The 20,015-nt window shown below is 63.4% G+C and carries 17 protein-coding genes and 5 tRNA genes; 7 read left to right on the forward strand and 15 right to left on the reverse strand.

Going from position 1 to position 20,015, the window contains the following annotated elements; translation table 11 throughout:
• Nucleotides 1-4: 4 nt before the first annotated feature.
• The gene (locus AC5STB_RS19305; protein WP_495444394.1) at nucleotides 5-1,234 is read right to left on the reverse strand and encodes an N-acetylmuramoyl-L-alanine amidase; all 1,230 of its coding nucleotides are present in this window, start codon (nucleotides 1,232-1,234) and stop codon (nucleotides 5-7) included.
• A 92-nt stretch (nucleotides 1,235-1,326) separates the two neighbouring features.
• Nucleotides 1,327-2,472, reverse strand: a complete 1,146-nt coding sequence (locus AC5STB_RS19310) for a pyridoxal phosphate-dependent aminotransferase (RefSeq protein WP_495444395.1) — start codon at nucleotides 2,470-2,472, stop codon at nucleotides 1,327-1,329.
• Between AC5STB_RS19310 and AC5STB_RS19315 the strand changes: the two genes are divergently transcribed.
• Nucleotides 2,471-3,850, forward strand: a complete 1,380-nt coding sequence (locus AC5STB_RS19315; RefSeq protein ID WP_495444396.1) for a M48 family metalloprotease — start codon at nucleotides 2,471-2,473, stop codon at nucleotides 3,848-3,850. The two genes, AC5STB_RS19310 and AC5STB_RS19315, sit on opposite strands and share 2 nt — an antisense overlap.
• The gene (locus AC5STB_RS19320) at nucleotides 3,847-4,611 is read left to right on the forward strand and encodes a DsbA family protein (protein WP_495444397.1); all 765 of its coding nucleotides are present in this window, start codon (nucleotides 3,847-3,849) and stop codon (nucleotides 4,609-4,611) included. The genes AC5STB_RS19315 and AC5STB_RS19320 overlap by 4 nt, the downstream gene beginning before the upstream one ends.
• A 77-nt stretch (nucleotides 4,612-4,688) precedes the next feature.
• Here AC5STB_RS19320 and ispG read toward each other — a convergent pair whose 3' ends face one another.
• The 3 genes from ispG to hemA form a co-directional block, all read right to left on the reverse strand.
• Complete coding sequence (gene ispG / locus AC5STB_RS19325) at nucleotides 4,689-5,810, reverse strand: flavodoxin-dependent (E)-4-hydroxy-3-methylbut-2-enyl-diphosphate synthase (RefSeq protein WP_495444398.1); 1,122 nt, start codon at nucleotides 5,808-5,810, stop codon at nucleotides 4,689-4,691.
• 104 nt (nucleotides 5,811-5,914) lie between these two features.
• Nucleotides 5,915-7,144, reverse strand: coding sequence for a helix-turn-helix domain-containing protein (locus AC5STB_RS19330; protein ID WP_495444399.1), 1,230 nt, complete (start codon nucleotides 7,142-7,144; stop codon nucleotides 5,915-5,917).
• Between the two features lie 131 nt (nucleotides 7,145-7,275).
• Complete coding sequence (gene hemA, locus AC5STB_RS19335; protein ID WP_495444400.1) at nucleotides 7,276-8,511, reverse strand: 5-aminolevulinate synthase; 1,236 nt, start codon at nucleotides 8,509-8,511, stop codon at nucleotides 7,276-7,278.
• Between the two features lie 386 nt (nucleotides 8,512-8,897).
• On the opposite strand from hemA, the gene AC5STB_RS19340 reads away from it, so the two are divergent.
• From AC5STB_RS19340 to AC5STB_RS19355, 4 genes are all read left to right on the forward strand, one after another.
• The gene (locus AC5STB_RS19340) at nucleotides 8,898-10,289 is read left to right on the forward strand and encodes a M20/M25/M40 family metallo-hydrolase (RefSeq protein ID WP_495444401.1); all 1,392 of its coding nucleotides are present in this window, start codon (nucleotides 8,898-8,900) and stop codon (nucleotides 10,287-10,289) included.
• Nucleotides 10,290-10,587: 298 nt separating this feature from the next.
• Nucleotides 10,588-11,466 carry an alpha/beta fold hydrolase gene (locus tag AC5STB_RS19345; protein ID WP_495444402.1) on the forward strand — a complete coding sequence of 293 codons (879 nt, stop codon included), beginning with the start codon at nucleotides 10,588-10,590 and terminating at the stop codon, nucleotides 11,464-11,466.
• A 126-nt stretch (nucleotides 11,467-11,592) separates the two neighbouring features.
• A complete protein-coding gene (locus tag AC5STB_RS19350) occupies nucleotides 11,593-11,814 on the forward strand; it encodes a hypothetical protein (protein ID WP_495444403.1) in 222 nt (73 codons plus the stop codon).
• Nucleotides 11,815-11,876: 62 nt separating this feature from the next.
• The gene (locus AC5STB_RS19355) at nucleotides 11,877-12,260 is read left to right on the forward strand and encodes a DUF4440 domain-containing protein (RefSeq protein ID WP_495444404.1); all 384 of its coding nucleotides are present in this window, start codon (nucleotides 11,877-11,879) and stop codon (nucleotides 12,258-12,260) included.
• 18 nt (nucleotides 12,261-12,278) lie between these two features.
• Here the strand turns inward: AC5STB_RS19355 and AC5STB_RS19360 are convergent, their stop codons facing one another.
• The 9 genes from AC5STB_RS19360 to AC5STB_RS19400 form a co-directional block, all read right to left on the reverse strand.
• Entirely contained in the window at nucleotides 12,279-13,262 is a 984-nt protein-coding gene (locus AC5STB_RS19360) for a DUF922 domain-containing protein (RefSeq protein WP_495444405.1), read from the reverse strand.
• Nucleotides 13,263-13,376: 114 nt separating this feature from the next.
• A tRNA-Asp gene (locus AC5STB_RS19365) sits at nucleotides 13,377-13,453 on the reverse strand.
• A gap of 67 nt (nucleotides 13,454-13,520) precedes the next feature.
• A tRNA-Asp gene (locus AC5STB_RS19370) sits at nucleotides 13,521-13,597 on the reverse strand.
• A gap of 82 nt (nucleotides 13,598-13,679) precedes the next feature.
• A tRNA-Asp gene (locus AC5STB_RS19375) sits at nucleotides 13,680-13,756 on the reverse strand.
• Between the two features lie 200 nt (nucleotides 13,757-13,956).
• A tRNA-Val gene (locus AC5STB_RS19380) sits at nucleotides 13,957-14,032 on the reverse strand.
• 74 nt (nucleotides 14,033-14,106) lie between these two features.
• Nucleotides 14,107-14,676 (reverse strand): histidine phosphatase family protein, encoded by a 570-nt coding sequence (locus tag AC5STB_RS19385; RefSeq protein WP_495444406.1) that lies wholly within the window; start codon nucleotides 14,674-14,676, stop codon nucleotides 14,107-14,109.
• A 116-nt stretch (nucleotides 14,677-14,792) separates the two neighbouring features.
• Nucleotides 14,793-14,867: transfer RNA gene (locus AC5STB_RS19390), tRNA-Val, on the reverse strand.
• Nucleotides 14,868-14,880: 13 nt separating this feature from the next.
• On the reverse strand, nucleotides 14,881-15,357 hold the full coding sequence (locus tag AC5STB_RS19395) for an HU family DNA-binding protein (RefSeq protein ID WP_495444407.1): 477 nt from the start codon (nucleotides 15,355-15,357) through the stop codon (nucleotides 14,881-14,883).
• Nucleotides 15,358-15,493: 136 nt separating this feature from the next.
• Nucleotides 15,494-15,949, reverse strand: a complete 456-nt coding sequence (locus AC5STB_RS19400) for an Lrp/AsnC family transcriptional regulator (protein ID WP_495444408.1) — start codon at nucleotides 15,947-15,949, stop codon at nucleotides 15,494-15,496.
• Nucleotides 15,950-16,081: 132 nt separating this feature from the next.
• On the opposite strand from AC5STB_RS19400, the gene AC5STB_RS19405 reads away from it, so the two are divergent.
• Nucleotides 16,082-17,137, forward strand: a complete 1,056-nt coding sequence (locus AC5STB_RS19405) for a Glu/Leu/Phe/Val family dehydrogenase (RefSeq protein ID WP_495444409.1) — start codon at nucleotides 16,082-16,084, stop codon at nucleotides 17,135-17,137.
• A gap of 318 nt (nucleotides 17,138-17,455) precedes the next feature.
• Here AC5STB_RS19405 and lon read toward each other — a convergent pair whose 3' ends face one another.
• Nucleotides 17,456-19,867 carry an endopeptidase La gene (gene lon, locus AC5STB_RS19410; protein ID WP_495444410.1) on the reverse strand — a complete coding sequence of 804 codons (2,412 nt, stop codon included), beginning with the start codon at nucleotides 19,865-19,867 and terminating at the stop codon, nucleotides 17,456-17,458.
• Nucleotides 19,868-20,015 lie beyond the last annotated feature (148 nt).

A 20,015-nucleotide genomic window follows, 5' to 3' on the forward strand; every position in this document is an offset into this window, starting at 1 on the left:
CCCTTCACTTGCGCACCAGCGCACGGCGGGCATCATCCTGGGCGCGCCAGGTGATCAGTCCGTTCAGGATGCCGCGGGCGGCCTTGGCGCGCCACTCCGCGTCCACCAGGTTCTTCAGGTCACGCTTGCTGGATAAGAAGCCGATTTCCACCAGCACCGATGGGATATCAGCCGATTTCAGCACCGAAAACCCGGCAGAGCGCAGCGGCCGGTTGTTGATCGGCTGACCCTGCGCACGCAAGCCGCCGATCAGCGCCGCCGCCAGCGCGTCGCTGCGGGGCTGGGTTTCCTGCCGGGCCAGGTCCAGCATCACAGCCGTCACCCCATCATCCGCTTGGCTAAGGTCGGTGCCCGACAGCAGGTCGCCGCGCAGGTGGCGTTCCGCCAGCTTGGCTGAGGCCGCATCCGAGGCGTCCTTGGACAGGGTATAGATGGTGGAGCCATGCGCGCGCCCCTCGGAAATGGTATCGGCATGCAGCGAGATGAACACATCCGCCCCGGCCTGATGTGCCAGCGCAATGCGCCGCTCCAGCGAGACAAAGTAGTCATCGTCGCGGGTCATCCGCACAGTAAACTGGCCGGAACGCACGAGCGCCTCGCCCAGTTCGCGGGCGAATTGCAGCATCAGGTGCTTTTCGACGGCAACCTCTGTCTCTGCGCCCGGATCAATACCGCCATGGCCCGGGTCCAGCATCACCAGAAGCGGCGCATTCTCGTCCCGCCCAGCCTTGCCTTCGATCGCTTCCGGCGCGGGCAGGTCCCAGCGCGGATCCTGCGGCGCCCCGGCGCTGGCCGCAAACCGTTCTGCCGTGGACGGTTCCATTGCCACAGACAGCCGGGCTGCAGCGGTCACCTGGTCCACCTGCATCGCAGCGCTGGCCACCGTCATCGGTTCCGCCAATTGCAGCACCAAACGCGACCAGCCCGGCACGTAGGTGCCGAACTGCGCGGCGGTGATCCGCTCACCCCGCAACAGTTTGCCAGCCGTCAGCCCGGTCCAGTCAACTTCCTGAAAGTCCAGCACCAGCCGTGGCGGCTCTGTCAGGATGAACAGCCGGTACGGCACCCCCTGGCTGAGGCCCAGGGTGATCTCCGCCCCCTGCCCGGCGTCCCGCACCTGGCTGACGGCGGCGTCAATGCGTGCCAGGCCGCTGAAATTGCTGCTGCCGGATTGTGCCCAGGCGCCTGCCGCCAAGGCCCAGATCAGTGCGATGAGTGTGATCAGTCTGCCCATTTTTGCCTCTTGCCCGGCCTGTTGGCCTTTTGGCCGGCAGACTAGGCAATTTGCACGGGCTTGGAAATCCGCCTTCTGCGGTTATCCCCGCCTTAGCCCCGCGACGCCATGAACAACGCCAGCCGCGCCAGCCCTTCCTCGATATCCTGGGTCGAGCGCGCATAGGAGAACCGCAGCGTCGTGGCGCCGCGCAACGGGTCGAAATCCAGGCCCGGTGTCACCGCAACGCCCGCCTTTTCGAGAATTTCCGCGGCAAAGCTGCGGCTGTCGCCAGTCAGGTCCGACACATCGGCATAAACATAGAACGCCCCGTCCGGCGGCGCGATCTTGGTGAAACCGGCCTTTGGCAGCCCCTCCAGCATCAGCTGGCGGTTCCTTGCGTAGATGGCCAGGTTCCCGCGCAGCTCGTCCTCGCAATCGAGTGCGGCCAGCGCCGCCACCTGGCTGGCGTGCGGCGCACAGATGAACATATTCTGAGCAATCCGCTCCACCACCCGCACATGATCCTCCGGCACCACCATCCAGCCGACCCGCCAGCCGGTCATCGAGAAAAACTTGGAGAAGGAGTTGATGACATAACAGTCATCTGTCAGCTCCAGCGCAGTCACTGCCTTCGCCTCATACTCCAGCCCGTGATAAATCTCGTCGGAGATGAAGCTGGCGCCCTCTCCCTTTGCTGCATCAATCAGCGCGCCCATCGCCGCGTGGTCCAGCATGGTGCCGGTCGGGTTGGCGGGCGACGCCACCATCAGCCCTGCCAGGTTTTGTCCCGCAAGGTCCGCCGCCACCGGTTGCAGCCGGTTTTCCGGCGCGGTCTGAATGTCCACCGGCGTCAGCCCCAGCGCCTTCAGGATCTGCCGGTAGGAGGGATAGCCCGGCGCGCCGATCCCCACCCGGTCGCCGCTGTCGAACAGGGCGGTAAAGCTGAGCAGAAAAGCGCCGGAGGAGCCCGGCGTCACAATCACCCGCTCCGGGTTCAGATCGACGTTGTACCAGTCGCCGTAAAGCTGCGCGATGCGCTTGCGCAAGGCTGGCAGTCCCAGGGCAACCGTGTATCCCAAGGCATTGTTTTCCAGCGCATTCCCCAGCGCCTTCAGCGCACCGGACGGTGCCCCGGTCGAGGGCTGCCCTACCTCCATGTGGATGATGTGGCGGCCGGCCTCCTCAGCCTTGCGGGCGGCTTCCATCACATCCATCACAATGAAGGGATCGACCTCGGACCGGCTTGAGTTTCGCATGCTTATCTCCCAATGTGCGCGCATGAGTTTTGACCGTTTCTTCCGGCTGGCGTCAATCCCGGCTCTTATGCTTTGCGCGCTGGTTCAATTTGCGGCTGCGGCGCAGGCGGCCTCCATTTCATTGCTGCGCGACCCGGATATCGAACACGGGCTGAATCGGCTGGCGGCACCGGTGCTGCGCGCCGCGGGATTGAATGCAAACCGGGTGCGCATCCTGTTGGTCAACGACAGTTCCTTCAATGCCTTCGTTTTGGATTCGCGAACGATTTTCGTGCATTACGGACTGATCCTGAAGGTTACGTCGCCGGAAATGCTGCAGGCGGTGCTGGCCCATGAGGCCGCCCATATCACCAATGGCCACCTGTCGCGGCGAATGCAAAACCTGCGCTCTGCCTCCAGTGCCGCGGGGCTGGGACTGGCACTTGCGGCGCTGGCCGCAGCAGCGGGCGCAGGCGAAGCTGCAGGCGGGATTGCCATCGGCACCCAGAATTCCGCCCTGCGCAGTTTTCTGGCCCATACACGGGCCGAGGAAAGCTCCGCCGACCGCTCTGCCGCCGATTACCTGAACCGTGCGGGCATCAGCCCGCAAGGGCTGGTCGATCTGCACCGCGCCTTTGCCGGTCAAGAGGTTCTCAGCGCGGGCACCCAGGACCCCTATACCCGTTCCCACCCCCTAAGCCGCGACCGCATTCGCGCAGCGCAGGCCTATCTGGCAGCGCATGGCGACAAGGGCCGGTCCAGCCCTGAGGCGCAGTACTGGTTCGCCCGTGCGCGCGGCAAGCTGTCGGCCTTCACCCGGGCGCCGAAATGGACCCTGCGCCGGGTCCGCGAGGAACAGTACAAAGACGTCCGCCTGGTCCGCGAGGCCGCGGCCTACCACCGGCAGAACAGCCTGAAGAAGGCGCTGAAGGCGGTAAACGGCGCGCTGGCGGTGCGGCCCTCCGACCCGTTCTATCATGAGCTCAAGGGCCAGATTCTGATTGAAAACCGCCAATGGTCCGCAGCGCTGTCCGCCTACGGCAAGGCTGTGAGCCTTGCACCCAAGGATCCGCTTATCCTGACCGGCTATGGCCGCGCCCAGCTGGCCGCGGGCCAGCCGAAGGCCGCGCTCAAGTCCATGGAACGCGCCCGAGCCATTGATTTCCGCAATCCAGTGCTGTTGCGCGACATGTCGCTGGCCTATGCCAAAACCGGACAAAACGGCATGGCCGCCCTGGTCACCGCCGAACGCTATGCCTTGCAAGGGCGCCTGAACGACGCAGGCATTCATGCCAAACGGGCCGTTGCCCAGCTTCCGGCAGGGTCCCCCACCGCCCGCCGGGCGCAGGATGTGCTGTCGGCCTATGAACAAGCTCAGAAGAGAAAGAGACGAAAATGACCCTTATCACCCGCACCGCCGCCGCGGCTGCCACGGCCCTCGCCCTGCTGGGTGCCCCGGCGCAAGCCTTTGACATCAACGCGATGTCCGAGGCTGAACGCGAGGCCTTTGGCGCGCAGGTGCGCGAATACATTCTGGCCAACCCGGAACTGATCCTTGAGGCCGTGGACCTGCTCGAGCAGCGCCAGCAGCAGGCCGAGGCAGTTCGCGATGACACTCTGGTCGCCGACAATCTGGCAGAGCTTCAGAACGACGGCTATTCCTGGGTTGGCGGCAATCCGGATGGCGACATCACCCTGGTAGAATTCATGGACTACCGTTGCGGGTACTGCCGCCGGGCTGCACCCGAGGTGGCCAAGCTGCTGGAAAGCGACGGCAACATCCGCCTAGTGATCAAGGAATTCCCGATCCTGGGCGACGCCTCTGTGCTGTCGGCGCGCTTTGCTGTCGCCACGAAGCATGTGGCGGGCGGTGACGCCTACAAGGATGTGCATGACGCCCTGATCGAGTTTGGCGGCGAGCCGAACGAGGTCGCCCTGCGCCGCCTGGCCGCAGGGCTGTCGCTGGATGCAGAGGCGATTTTCGCAAAGATGGATAGCGAGGACGTGACTGCCGAGCTGCGCCAGACCCGCGCTCTTGCCCAGAAGATGGCGATCTCCGGCACTCCGACATTTGTGCTGGGCACCGAACTCCTGCGCGGCTACCTGCCCGCCGATCAGATGGAACTGATGGTGGCTGAAATCCGCGAGCAGCAGAGCTAAGCGTCAGGCTGATCTGTAGGTACCGGGGCTTTGCCCCGGACCCCGGAGTATTTTCGCAAAGGTGAAGAAGCGGAAGCTTACTCCGCCGCTTCCTGGGCCGCCTCGATTTGGGCGGCCTTTTTTTCGACCTCATCGACGATGTGGTCGACCATTTGTTCGTTGGACATCTTGTGGCTGGCCTTGCCCGCCAGGTAGACCATGCCGGAGCCCGCGCCGCCGCCGGTGAAGCCGACATCGGTCATCAGCGCCTCGCCGGGGCCGTTCACCACGCAGCCGATGATCGACAGGCTCATCGGCGTGTGGATATGGGCCAGCCGTTCTTCCAGTGTTTCCACCGTCTTGATCACGTCAAATCCCTGGCGCGCGCAGCTGGGGCAGGAGATGATGTTGACGCCGCGGTGGCGCAGGCCGAGGGATTTGAGGATCTCGAACCCCACCTTCACCTCCTCCACCGGATCGGCAGACAGGCTGACGCGCAGCGTGTCGCCGATGCCCATCCACAAGAGCTGGCCCAGGCCGATTGCAGATTTGATGGTGCCGGAGACAAAACCCCCGGCCTCGGTGATCCCAAGGTGGATCGGCGCGTCGGTGGCCTCCGCCAGTTGCTGGTAGGCGGCGGCAGACATAAAGACGTCGGAAGCCTTTACCGAGATCTTGAACTCGTGAAAGTCGTGATCCTGCAGGATGCGGATGTGGTCAAGGCCCGACTCCACCATCGCTTCCGGGCAGGGTTCGCCGTATTTATCCAGAAGGTGCTTTTCCAGGCTCCCTGCATTGACCCCGATGCGGATCGAGCAATTGTGGTCGCGGGCGGCCTTTATGACCTCGGCGACACGTCTTTCGTCACCAATGTTGCCCGGATTGATGCGCAGGCAGGCAGCGCCGGCCTCGGCTGCCTCGATGCCGCGCTTGTAGTGGAAATGAATGTCGGCGACGACCGGCACCGGGCTTTCGCGCACAATCTCCTTCAGCGCCTTGGAGGATGCTTCATCCGGGACGGAGACCCGCACCAGATCGGCGCCCGCCTCCGCTGCGGCCTGTATCTGGGCGACGGTTGCAGCGACATCGGTGGTCAGCGTGTTGGTCATGGTCTGCACCGCAATCGGGGCATCGCCGCCGACAGGCACATTGCCGACATGGATCTGGCGGCTTTTGCGGCGCTCGATATTGCGCCAGGGGCGGATGTGGTTCATCGACATTGCGGCGGGTGTCCCGGCTGGATCCTGTTACCGCCTAGATACGTGCAGACGCCCGGCGCTGCAATGGCGGCACCGGGCGTCTTGCGCGAATTCCTGCGACGGGATTACTCGGAGGGCTGCTGCACTTCTGCCTGCAGCTGCGCCACCAGGGTGGCCAGCGCCGCGTTGCTGCCATCCTGCAGATCCGCCAGTTCAAACCGGCCGGTGATCGCATTCATCGACAGCTCGACATTCTTGGTGACCTGGCCGCGTTCGCCGACCGGGCCGAAATGCTGGCCATTGACGGCAAAGTAGATGGCACTGCTTTCACCGGTGCGCAGTTTCGGCGCGTCCTCAGTCACCGGCACCTGGAACCGCTGGCCCGCGTCCATGATGGTTTCCAGGATCACGCTTCCGTCCGCCGCGGTGACCTGCACCCAGGAGGGGCGCACCGCAACCATTTCCACACCCGGTGCAATCTCGGCCACGACCTGCGGCACCTGCGGGCCTTCGGCGTTCTGCTGCTGCAGGGGGCCAAAGCCGTCAAACGGCAGGCTGGCCTCTGCCAGGGCCACCGTGGGCAGTTCAGGTGCTGCGAAATTGCCAAGCGTGGACGGGTCAATGGTGGAGATCGGCGCATCACGCGCCACCAGCACCGGCACATCCAGCGCCTGCGGACGGTAAAGCCGGTCCAGCGCCTCCGCTGCGGGGTCCTGGGCGTCTCCGGCATCCGCCAGCACAGCGCCGTTGAGCGGGTCGAGGTCGGCCAGCACTGCCGGGGTCTGGTCAACCGGCGCGAACTGCACCTGCTGGACCTCCTTCAGCACTGCCCAGCCGCCGTAACCGATGCCGCCGATCAGCGCGGCCAGCACCATCAGCGAGCCGACGGCCCGCAGCTCAATCTGGCTGAGAATACTGCTGGACGCGGGAATGAACGGCGTGTTCGGCGAGGCGAAGGCATCCCCGCCCAGCCCTTTTGATGCAGGGGCGGGCGCGCTGCCGGATTTGCGGCTGGAGGCTTCCGCCGACATGCCGTGGGCGACCGAAAAACCGCTTTCACTGCAAAAGTCCTGGAACGCCAGCTCGGCATCCATGTTCAGATAGCGCGCATAGGAACGCACATAGCCCGCGATGAATCCGGGTGTGTCAAAGGCGGAAGGGTCGGAGTTTTCAATGGCAGCGATGTAGGAGGCCTTGATCCGCAGTTCGCGCTGGACGTCGAGCAGCGATTTGCCCATTGTCGCCCGCTCGCCGCGCATCACGTCGCCGAGCTTGAGTTCGAAATCGTCAAAACCCTTCGGCTCCGACGTTCCGCCACGGTCATCTTGCTTGCGCTGGGTGAAGCGCCCGATCATGCCTGCCGTCCCATAACTATGCCTGCCGCCATCGTTTCCAAACGGTGAAAGAATCACGTTTGCGACTCAGATCCGTTCATTGATTAGCAACAGCGTAACACACTCAGTGTTAATTTACACTGATCAGTAAGTTACCCGGCAAGTTCGGCACGATTCAGCGCACAATGCGACCACAATGCGTCCATTGCATGGACCAGTGCGTCGATCTCCTTGGGCCCATGCACCGGCGACGGTGTGAAGCGCAAACGCTCGGTCCCGCGGGGCACGGTGGGGAAGTTGATCGGCTGCACGTAGATGCCGTAATCTTCCAGCAGGTGGTCGGACAGCACCTTGGTGTGGACCGGGTTGCCAACAATCACCGGCACGATGTGGCTGCCATGATCGATGATCGGCAGGCCCAGCCCTTTCAGGCGCAGTTTCAGCACCTTGGCCTGGTCCAGATGCTTGTCGCGCAGGTCCTGCGCCCCCTTCAGATAGGCAACAGACGCCGCTGCACCAGCAGCCACGGCAGGCGCCAGCGAGGTGGTGAAGATAAAGCCCGGCGCATAGGAGCGGATGGCGTCGCACATCTTGGCCGAAGCGGCGATATAGCCGCCCATTACGCCATAGGCCTTGGCCAGGGTGCCGTTGATGATGTCGATACGGTGCGCCAGCCGGTCGCGCTCAGTCACACCGCCGCCGCGAAGGCCGTACATGCCAACCGCGTGCACCTCGTCGATATAGGTCAGCGCGCCGAATTCATCCGCCAGGTCGCAGATTTCCGCGATCGGGCCGAAATCGCCGTCCATCGAGTAAACCGATTCGAAGGCGATCAGCTTGGGCGCTGCGGGGTCGTCGGCTTCCAGCAGCTCACGCAGGTGGGCGACGTCATTGTGGCGGAAGATACGCTTGGCACCGCCGTTGCGGCGCACGCCTTCGATCATCGAGGCATGGTTCAGCGCGTCGGAATAGATGATCAGCCCCGGGAACAGCTTGGGCAGCGTGCTCAGGGTTGCGTCATTGGCGATATAGGCAGAGGTGAAGAGCAGCGAAGCTTCTTTGCCGTGCAGGTCAGCCAGCTCTGCCTCCAGCTGCTTGTGGTAAACCGTGGTGCCGGAAATGTTGCGGGTCCCGCCGGAGCCTGCGCCGGTTGCGTTAATGGCGTCATGCATCGCATCCAGCACCACCGGGTTCTGCCCCATGCCCAGATAATCGTTGCCGCACCAGACGGTGATGTCCTGCTTGGTGCCGTCGGGCCGGTTCCAGACCGCATGCGGGAAATGGCCCTTCTTGCGTTCAATGTCGATGAAGGTCCGGTAACGGCCCTCTTCGTGAAGGCTGGCAATTGCTGCGTCCAGTTTCGCGGTATAGTCCACCGGCATCTCCATAGCTAAATGTGCTCTTGCAGAGCACGCGGGCTGTGTAAAGGGCACGGGTCAATCGACGGTAAGGCCGCAATCACGTTCGCGAATGGTTACCTTAGCCGTCCCCTTCGATCAACTGCATACGCGCCGCCCAGGGTGCGCAACATTGATGCAGGTCAAATAAAACTTAAACAGGCGCCGGGCAAGGACAGCTGCGGCCAACCCGCGGCCGTTTGCGTCGTATCTGTTTCCAGTTTTGCCATATAATGTGCAGGATCGGAAACCGCAGCAGTAGAAAGTGCCAGGAATTTCCAGCGATGAGACCTCTGGCCCCTCCCTATCCTCGCTGCTAGGGTCCGCGGCAAATTGGCTCCTTTCCGGGGCCTCCCGGACAAGCAGGAGAGCAAGAGATGGCATTGAATGACGTTCTGGACCGGATCGACGCAGAGCTGGACGCCGCAACGGAACGGCTGATGGATCTGCTGCGGATCCAGTCGATTTCCACCGACCCGGCCTACAAGGCCGAATGCGACAAGGCTGCCGACTGGCTGGTGGCAGATCTGAACTCCATCGGCATCAAAGCGGAAAAGCGTGCCACCCCGGGCCACCCGATGGTGGTGGGCCATGTGGGCGAGGAAAACACGGACGCGCCGCATGTTCTGTTCTACGGCCACTATGATGTGCAGCCGGTCGACCCGCTGAACCTGTGGAACACGCCGCCGTTTGAACCGCAGCTGGAGGAAACCCCGAACGGCACGGTGATCCGCGGCCGCGGATCGTCGGACGACAAGGGCCAGCTGATGACCTTTGTCGAAGCCTGCCGCGCCTGGAAGGCCGTGAACGGCTCCCTGCCCTGCCGCATCACCTTCTTCTTTGAGGGCGAGGAGGAGAGCGGCTCACCCTCGCTGGTCCCCTTTATGGAGGCTAACGCCGAGGAGCTGAAGGCGGACATCGCCCTGATCTGCGACACTTCGATGGTGTCGCGCGGGGTTCCATCGATCTCCTCGCAGCTGCGCGGCATGCTGAAGGATGAATTCACCCTCATCGGCCCGCGCATCGACCTGCACTCTGGCCACTATGGCGGTCCTGGCCTCAACCCGCTGCGCGAGATCAGCCGCATCGTCGCCTCCTTCTATGATGAGGAGACCGGCAAGGTGGCCGTCGCAGGCTTCTATGAAGGCGTGCACGAGGTGCCCGAAGACCAGCTGCGCCAATGGGAGGGCTGCGGATTTGAGGAAAAGGACTACCTCGACAATGCTGGCTACACCCAGGCGCACGGCGAAAAAGACCGCTCGGTGCTGGAGCAGCAATGGGCCCGCCCGACGCTGGAGGTGAACGGCCTCTGGGGCGGCTACAACGGTGCCGGTTCCAAGACCGTGATCCCGTCGGAGGCGCACTGCAAGATCACCTGCCGCCTGGTCGGCGACATGGACCCGGAGGCGCTGCGGGTGAAAATCCGCAAACATGTGGAGGACCGGCTGAAACCGGATTGCAAGGTGGTCTGGGACAATGATCTCGAAGGCTCCAAGGCGTCGGTCATGGACATCACCCGCCCCGAGTTTGCCGCCGCCCGCGCCGCGCTCACGGATGAATGGCAGCGCGAGGCGGTGTTCTGCGGCATGGGAGGCTCGATCCCGATTGCGGGCTTCTTCAAGTCGATCCTGGGCATGGAATCGATGCTGGCCGGCTTTGCCAACGAGGATGACGCCATCCACTCTCCGAACGAAAAATACGACCTGAAGAGCTTCCACAAAGGCATCCGGTCGTGGGCGCGCATCCTGGACGCGCTGACACAGAAGTAAAGGGTTGGCGGGGCGGACAAGTTGTCCGCCCCGCCACCGCCCCCTCCCAAAAAGGACGCTCTCCCGCCCGTCATCAGTGCTCTGACGAGCCCCTCTTCCCGTTGGGCATGGCGCCGCCAACGGCGGCGTGCGCCGCGCATTTGCGCGGCGCCGGGCCCAAGTCTTGCTGTGCGGCATTTCAGATGCCGCACCAAGGCGCGGGAGCACTCGCCTCCGCCCGAACGCAGCGGCAGGCTTGATCCGGCACGCCGCACCGGCTCCAATGCTCGGGACACACCCGCCGTCCGGGGAGAGGACCATGCCAGCCGCCAAAGAAACCGGCGCTATACAGGTGAATGGCCAGCAGATCGCCTATACTTCGCACGGCGAAGGCCCGCCGCTTCTGCTGCTGCACGGCTTTCCGCAGACCAAGGAGATGTGGGAGAATACCATCCCCGCTCTCTCCTGCCGCTTCACCGTGGTGACGGCGGACCTTCGGGGGTATGGTGCCAGCTCAAAACCCGAAGGCGTAAACGCCATGAGCTTCCGCAGCATGGCCGCCGACCAGCTGGCGCTGATGCAGGCGCTTGGGCACCCTCGCTTTCACCTGGCCGGACACGACCGCGGCGGCCGCACCGCGCACCGGCTGGCGTTGGACGCGCCCGAAGCCGTCGCCAGCCTGACGGTGATGGACATCATCCCAACCCATCTGCTGCTGGACGCGCTGACCCAGCAGGTCGCCCGCGCCTATTACCACTGGTTTTTCCTCGCCCAGCCCGCACCGCTGCCGGAACGCATGATCGGCGCCGACCCGCAGGCCTATTTCGAAAGCTGCCTCCTGGGCTGGGGTGGCGCATCGCTCTCGGATTTCCCGCCTGCCGCGCTGGAGGCCTACCGCCGCGCCTGGGCGGACCCGGACTGCGTGCACGCCATGTGCAACGATTACCGGGCCGCGATAGAAGTGGACTTCCACGACGATGTCCGTGACCTAAGCCGCAAGGTCCGCTGCCCCTCGCTGGTGTTGTACGGCGCCGATGGCGCCATGGCCCGCACCTGCGACATTGCCGCAACCTGGGCGCCGCGGCTGCAGACCATGACCGTGCGCAGCGTGCCCGGCGGGCATTTCTTCATCGATAGCGCCCCAGAGGGAACCGCCGCCGCGCTGCTGGATTTTCTTGCACAGCTGCCGCAACCCTGAAACCCCGGCGCAGCCCGCCGGAAGCACGCCGTTTTTTGTTCGCTTTACGCACCCGGTTAAGACTCGCTTATCGCTCTTGCCCTACCCTTGCACAAGCAAGCAGCGACACGCAGACGGAGGCAGCACATGACACAAAGCAGGTTTAACCGCCCGCCCGGCTTCGAGGGCAACCAGACCGACCCGGAGGAAAGTTATCGCGCCGGATATCAGCATGGCACCCGGACACTGCTGCGCTACCTGGAATCCAGCCCGAAACCGGATCTGGAGCGTCTCAAGAAATGGGTAAACACCGAGCTGACCGGCTGGCGCCACGACATAGAGGCCGACCCGAACCCGCCTGTGCTCTGATGGTGCCGCCGCATGCACGCGCACCGCTTGCATAAACCGGCGGTCGGCGGCAGGCTGGCGCCATGAGCGCAAAGATACTGACCGACGGACCCCAGCTGGCCGAATTCCTCACTCTTGAAACCAAGGTCTGGGATGCGCTGGCTGCAGGCGACCCGGAGGCCGACGGCCGGATGCTGTCGGCTGATTTTCTCGGCGTCTATCCCAGCGGCTTTTCGGATAAGGCCGGCCACTGCGGGCAGCTGGCCAGCGGACCGGTGATGGCCGAATTCCGCCTCAGCGGCGCACAGCTGCGTGTCATCACCAGGGCGGCTGTTCTGCTGTCTTACCGCGCCGCCTACCGCCCCGCCGCCAGCCAGGAGTGGAAGGAAATGCTGATCTCCTCCCTTTGGGAACTGGGCGCAGAGGGCTGGCTCAACACCTTCAGCCAGGACACCCCAACCGCCTGACCGGCCGCCCGGTCTGCCTCAGGGGTCATGCGAGACGTCGAGCTCAACCCCCTCCTTCACCCCGTGGTCCGTCTTGCTGTCGTAGGCATCCTGCTTCTTCTGCCAATCCTTGGTTTCCGTCTCCCAGAATGACTTCAGATCCGCCTTCAGGACATTCCCCGCCGCCAGGCTGGCCTCCAGCGCTGTCACGCAATCGGTGAAAATCGTGTGGTGGTTGTTCTCATGGGCATAAAGCTTCTTCCACATCGTGTCCCAGCTGCCCTTCTGCCCCTTGTTGCCTTTGCCGTATTCCTTCCACTTGGGCATCGTGATGACCGGCTTGCTGGTCAGCTTGAACTCCTTCACATGGCCGTCCAGCTGAAAACTTGCCGAGTAGCTGGCATTTGACCGGTAACGCCCCCAAAAACTGCGTTTGTTCAGCGCCTTGAAGACCGCCTCGATGGTCTTTCCGCTGACTGAATAGGACACGTCCTTGGGCTTGGGGATGGTCTTCTTGAACACTGCAGGATCCGGCGGCACGTCGTTCAGCTTGACCCCCGCGGTGTAACCGTTCGAGGTCTTCGAGGCATACCCCTCCACCGCGGCCAGCATCGCTTCCTTGGCATCCTTGAACAGCGCCTTCAGCTCATCCTTCTGCAGCGGCTCCTTGCGGGCCTGCATCGCAGCCGCGAATTTCGCCGCCGATTCCAATGCCAGATTGTGCAGCGCGGTCAGATACCTCTCCAGCGCCTGGACCATCCTGTCCCATTCCGCCTGCCGCTTCTTGGTTGTCTTGCCGTATTCCGCCCAGGAGGGCTGCCTGACCACCGGCTTGCAGGACACCGTGATCTGGCTAACCGATTTGTCCTTGGCGAATTTAGGCACAAACACCGGAGCCGGATTATAGCTGCCCCAGGCATCCTTCTTGTCCAGCGCATCACGCAGACCGTCAATGTCGATGGCTGAGACTTTGTAGGGTTTCTTCGATGGCTTTGGCAGCTTGACCTTCACGTCGACGCCCATCGCCTGCCTCCCCTTATGGTAAATACATACAACAATACGCGGCCAGCCGCCGCGCAGCGAATGTATCACAGGCCAACCCGATTGATGAGGAGTTCTGAGAATAGGAAAGGAAAGTGGCGCGGTTGACGGGGCTCGAACCCGCGACCCCCGGCGTGACAGGCCGGTACTCTAACCAACTGAGCTACAACCGCGCATAGGCCTTTCGGCTTTTATCCCCGTCCGGGGCGGACCCTGAAACGCCAGGGCGGCGGGCGAAAATGGCGCGGTTGACGGGGCTCGAACCCGCGACCCCCGGCGTGACAGGCCGGTACTCTAACCAACTGAGCTACAACCGCATTTTCACCTTACGGCAGACCGTTTCCGGTCCTGTTCCCCTCCGGGGCGGTCCCTGTTCAGCCCCGGGACGGGGCACAGCAGTGGCGCGGTTGACGGGGCTCGAACCCGCGACCCCCGGCGTGACAGGCCGGTACTCTAACCAACTGAGCTACAACCGCCCGCTGCGCATCCAGCATCGCTGCTGAATGTTGGGCTGTAATATTCTTCGCCCCCTGCACCGTCAAGCAGTGTTTTGACTTTTTCCGGACTTTCCGGGAAAAAAATGATCCGCTCCGGATAACACGTTGAAACAGAACGGAAAACATGGCCACGGCAAGCATTTGCGCAAGCGGTTAATCAAAACCGAGAGGGTGGGGAATGGTGGGTCGTGAGAGGCTCGAACTCCCGACATCTTCGGTGTAAACGAAGCGCTCTACCAACTGAGCTAACGACCCGATGAGCGGGGATTTAGACAATGCCGCCGGACAGCGCAAGGGGGCATCGCAGATTTTTTCTCTGCCTGGGCGGCTTATTCCAAAACCGTTTCCGCCCCGTTTTCCAGCACATAAACGCACCCCTGCCCGTTCGGCAGCGCCGCCATGCGGTCGCGGGTGAGCCCGCAAGTTATACCGCGCATCACCTGCCCCAGCAGCCCATGCGCCACCACCACCGACGGGCCATCCAGAGATTGCATAAAGTCCAGGATCCGGGCGTGGAAACTGTCATAGCCCTCACCCTCTGGCGCCGCGCAGAACAGGTCAAGATTGCGCGGGTTGGCACCGTGGATCTGTGGATACTGTGCCGCCACATCCTCCAGCGTCATGCCCTGAAACACCCCGGCATAAGCCTCCGCCAAGCGCGGATCGGTCAGAAAAGGCGCACCGCCCAGGACAATATCAGCGGTTTGCTGTGCCCGGCCCAGCGGCGAGGCGTAACAGGCCGGTTTCTGCGCCACCACCGGCGCCATCAGTACAGCCTGCCTGCGGGCGTGCTCCACCCCCAACGGCGTCAACGGCGATTCCAGCTGGCCCTGTATGCGGTGTTCTGCATTCCATTCGGTCTGCCCGTGCCGCAGCAGCCAGATTTTCGGAAATTGCATGACACGCCCCCTGCCCGTTTTCTTTCAGGCAAAGTGGTAACGGCACAAATCCCCCGGCGAAACCCCGGAAAAACAAAAGGCGCTCAACCTTCTCAGGGAGCGCCTTTCAGAAATGATGGTGGGTGATAAGAGATTTGAACTCCTGACATCTTCGATGTGAACGAAGCGCTCTACCACTGAGCTAATCACCCGTGAGGCAGGCTTTTAACGGTCTGCCGCCGGCTCTGCAAGAGGGTCAACGGAAGAATTTCGGCCTTCTTCCGCATTTTCTTCTGCCGCGGCGTTTGCCGCTCCCGCGGCCGCTGGCGGCTGGCGCAGCTTGCACACGAACACCCTGCCGTTGCCGCGCGTCTGGCTGCGGTTGATGCGCAGTTTTCCAAAGGGCTTCAGGTTCAGCTCGCACCCCTCTGCAACCGCCTCCCCCAACAGCGCCAGGACCGCCTCGACCACCGGCTTGGCGTCCTTCTTCTTAACGCCGGAGCGCGCAACCGCCTGCTCCACCAGTTCCTTCTTGGCCAAGGCCGGAGCCTGCACCACCGGCGCGGCGGCGGCAACAACAACCGGTTCGCGTGCTGCCGGTGCTGCATCTTCCGGATTAGCCGCGCCTTCGGTCGGCGCGGCAGTCTTGCCTGCGGCCGGTTTGCGCGCGGATTTCGTGCCTTTGCTGGATGTTCTTGCCATCTTCTGCCCTTCTCGCCTGAATGATCGCCCGCTCCTGCCGGTTCTGCTGCCGCACCCTTGATGCAAGCGGCAGCCCGCTGGCGGGCCTGTCTTGTGCCTATCAGCCTAGCATACCCGCCCCGCCGCCGTGAACCGGTCAGCAGTCAGGCAGCGAGTCACGCTGGATCATGGTGCGCAAGGTGAAGCTGGAACGGGTGTTGCGGATACCCGGCACCCGCATCAGCCGGTCCTCCAGAAAGCGGTCGAAATCCGGCAGGTCCTCAGCCACCACCCGCAGGAGAATGTCCCGGGTGCCGGTCATCAAGTAGCATTCCATCACCTGGTCGAACTTGCGCACCGCCTTCTCAAAGGCCTGCAGCGCGTCGGTGGACTGCCGCTCCAGCTCCACCGCCACAAAAATCGTCACCGGCAGCCCCAGCTTGGCCTGATCCACCCGCGCTGAATAGCCGCTGATCACGCCGCTATCCTCCAGGTTTGCCACCCGGCGGGCGCAGGGTGTGGCTGACAGGCCGACCATTTCCGACAGTTCGGAAATCTTCAGCCGCCCGTTACGCTGAAGCGCAGCCACAATCCTGCGGTCAATCGAATCCATGGAGCTTTCCCCTAAAACTTACACGATCTCTGGACCTTATCACCAAACACTCCCGCACGGTCAGTGCTTTTTGGTGAAAACCGGCGTCTGCGCGCTGATATTATCGGGAAAAGTTTTGGAGGAGCCATCCAGATGACAGTGACCGCCGTTGCGTCCAGCACCCACGAAGAGATTTACCGCGTCGAGGAGCCCTCCGTCGGCCTCCTCGGCTTTATCGCCGTGCATTCCACCCAGCTCGGCCCGGCGGCCGGCGGGCTGCGCATGCGCCCCTATGCCAGCGAGGACGAAGCCCTGACCGACGTGCAGCGCCTCAGCGAGGGCATGACCTACAAGAACGCGGCGGCAGGCCTGACGCTGGGCGGCGGCAAGGCGGTGATCATCGGCGACCCGGCCAAGGACAAGTCGCCGGAGCTGCTGCGCGCCTTTGCCCGCGCCATCGAGGGGCTGGACGGCCGCTACATCACCGCCGAGGACATGGGCATGAGCCCCGCCGACATGGCGGTCCTGGCGGAGGAAACCCGTTTCGTTGCCGGCCTCGCGGACGGTGAGTTCGCCAGCGGCGACCCCTCGCCGATCACAGCGCGCGGCATCTTCAACGCAATCCGCACCACCCGCGCCCACAAGCACGGCAGCCGCGATCTGGCCGGCATCACCGTGTCGGTGCAGGGCCTGGGCCACGTCGGCTGGTATCTCTGCCAGTTCCTGAATGAGGCCGGCGCCAAGCTGGTGGTCACCGACATCGACGACGCCCGTGTCGAGAAGGCAATCGAGGTATTCGGCGCCAAGGCAGTGCCGCTGGCGGAAATTTACGGCGCCGAAGCGGACGTCTTTGCGCCCTGCGCCATCGGCGGAATCCTGAACGCCCAGACCATCCCGCAACTGAAGGCGGATATCGTCGCAGGCGGCGCCAACAACCAGCTGGCCACACCTGAGGACGGCGCCGCACTGCACGCCCGCGGCATTCTTTATGCACCCGATTTCGTGGCCAACGGCGGCGGCATCATCAATGTCGCGACCGAGATCCAGAAGATCAAGGACCGCGAGGGCTTTGTCGCCGAGAAGCTGCAGGCGCTGGATGAGACCATGGCGGCGATCCTGACCCAGGCCAAGGCGGCGGACGTCAGCCCGGCGGAAATGGCCATTGCCACCGTGCAAGCCAAGATGGCGAACGCCAGCAAGGCGGCCTGACCCGGACCTCCCTGCGGGCCGCAGGGGGCACTCCCGCACCCGCACGGACCCCGGCCTGCGGCCGGTGCCCATCCGGATTTTGGGCCCGGCGGCCTGCCCTTCGCTGGGCAGGCCGCGCGCCGCACCCGGGGTGCGGCGCCACGCCCGCTGCAGGCGGCGCAGAATGCGCTGCCTGCAGCGGGCGGGAGCCCCTGCGATGCCATGCAGACGCCAAAGATCATACGCCCCGGCAAGAAGGGCCAGAACGGAAGAGACAACTGAAAAAGGGCGGCCCCCTCGGACCGCCCTTTCCTTTTGACTTTTCACCTGATCAGCGGATCAGTGCGCGGTGGCGCCTGTCCCCTCGCCGGAGCCTTTCAGCGCCGCCTTGGCTGCTGCGGCTTCCTCCGCCTCCTCATCCCATTCAATGGGTTCGGGCTTGGACACCAGCGCGTGCTCCAGAACCTCGGACACATGGGACACCGGAATAATCTCCAGCCCCTCCTTCACGTTGTCCGGGATCTCCGGCAGGTCCTTTTCGTTCTCCTGCGGGATCAGCACCGTCTTGATGCCGCCGCGCAGCGCCGCCAGCAGCTTCTCCTTGAGGCCGCCAATAGCGCTGGCATTGCCGCGCAGGGTAACCTCGCCGGTCATCGCAATGTCCTTGCGCACCGGGATGCCCGTCAGCACCGATACGATCGCGGTCACCATCGCCAGGCCGGCGCTCGGGCCATCCTTCGGCGTTGCGCCATCCGGCACGTGCACGTGAATGTCCAGACGGTCGAACTGCGGCGGCTTGACGCCGATCTGCGGGCTGACCGAGCGCACATAGCTCGACGCCGCCTCAATCGATTCCTTCATCACGTCGCCCAGCTTGCCGGTGGTCTTCATCCGGCCCTTGCCCGGCAGCCGCAACGCCTCGATCGACAGCAGCTCACCGCCGACCGAGGTATAGGCCAGACCGGTGACAACCCCCACCTGGTCCTCCAGCTCGGCCAGGCCATAGCGGAACTTCTTGACGCCCAGGAAGTCATCCAGGTTGTCCGCCGTCACCGTCACGCTGTCGGCTTCTTTCTTGACGATCTTGGTCAGCGACTTGCGCGCCACCTTGGCGATCTCGCGCTCCAGATTCCGAACGCCGGCCTCGCGGGTGTAGGTGCGGATCATCTCGGTCACCGCCTCATCGGTCAGCTCGAACTCCTTGGCCTTCAGGCCGTGGTTCTTCACCTGCTTGGAAATCAGGTGCTGCTTGGCGATCTCGCGCTTTTCGTCCTCGGTGTAGCCGGACAGCGGAATGATCTCCATCCGGTCCAGCAGCGGCCCGGGCATGTTGTAGCTGTTCGAGGTGGTCAGGAACATCACGTTCGACAGGTCGTATTCCACCTCCAGGTAGTGGTCCATGAAGGTGTTGTTCTGTTCCGGATCCAGCACCTCCAGCATGGCGCTCGCCGGGTCACCGCGGAAATCCTGGCCCATCTTGTCGATTTCATCGAGCAGGATCAGCGGGTTGGTGGTCTTGGCCTTCTTCAGCGCCTGGATGATCTTGCCGGGCATCGAGCCGATGTAGGTGCGGCGGTGGCCGCGGATCTCGGATTCGTCGCGCACGCCGCCCAGCGAAATGCGGATGAACTCGCGCCCGGTTGCCTTGGCCACGGATTTACCCAGCGAGGTCTTACCCACGCCCGGAGGACCGACGAGGCAGAGGATCGGCCCCTTCAGCTTGGCCGAGCGCTGCTGCACCGCCAGGTACTCGACGATCCGCTCCTTGACCTTCTCCAGGCCATAGTGATCCGCATCCAGGATCTCCTGCGCCTTGTTCAGGTCTTTCTTGACGCGGGACTTGTTGCCCCACGGGATCGACAGCATCCAGTCGAGGTAATTGCGCACCACGGTCGCTTCGGCGGACATCGGCGACATGTTCTTGAGCTTCTTCAGCTCCGCATCCGCCTTCTCGCGCGCCTCTTTCGACAGTTTGGTGGCGGCGATCTTCTCTTCCAGCTCGGCGATCTCGCCGGCACCTTCCTCGCCGTCGCCCAGCTCCTTCTGAATGGCCTTCATCTGCTCATTCAGATAGTACTCGCGCTGGGTCTTCTCCATCTGGGATTTGACGCGGGTCTTGATCTTCTTCTCGACCTGCAGGACCGACATTTCGCCCTGCATCAGGCCATAGACCTTCTCCAGCCGCTCGCTGACAGAAAGCGTCTCCAGCAGCTCCTGCTTGCGGTCCACCTCAATGCCCAGGTGGCCGGCAACCAGGTCAGCCAGCTTGGCAGGCTCCGCGGTTTCACCAACGGCAGACAGCGCCTCTTCGGGGATGTTCTTGCGGACCTTGGCATAGCGCTCGAACTCGTCGCCCACAGTGCGCACCAGCGCCTCGGTGGTGGTGACGTCGCCCGGGATCTCGCTCAGCTCTTCGGCCTTGGCTTCGAAGAAGTTGTCGTTTTCCAGGAATTCAGTGATCTTCACACGGCCCTGCCCCTCGACCAGCACCTTGACGGTGCCATCGGGCAGTTTCAGCAGCTGCAGCACATTGGCCAGCACGCCGGTGGTGTAGATGCTATCGGTTTCGGGATCGTCCTCAGAGGGGTCGATCTGGCTCGACAGCAGGATCTGCTTGTCGTCGGCCATCACCTCTTCCAGGGCGCGCACCGATTTTTCCCGGCCCACAAACAGCGGCACGATCATATGGGGGAAGACCACGATGTCGCGCAGCGGCAGGACTGGGTAGGAGGAATTGAGTGGCTCTTGCATACTCGGTCCTTTGGTTAGGCAAGACGGCCCGGCCCCGGTATTGGCAGCTTTGGCCCGTCTCCTCATTGGATGTCTTTACTTGGTGGGGCGGCCCGGTTTTTTCAACCGCGGCACCTCAAGGCTGAGGCTCACCTTGCCTGCTGCACGC

It is taken from the genome of Leisingera sp. CC-HEC093 (genome assembly GCF_059429195.1).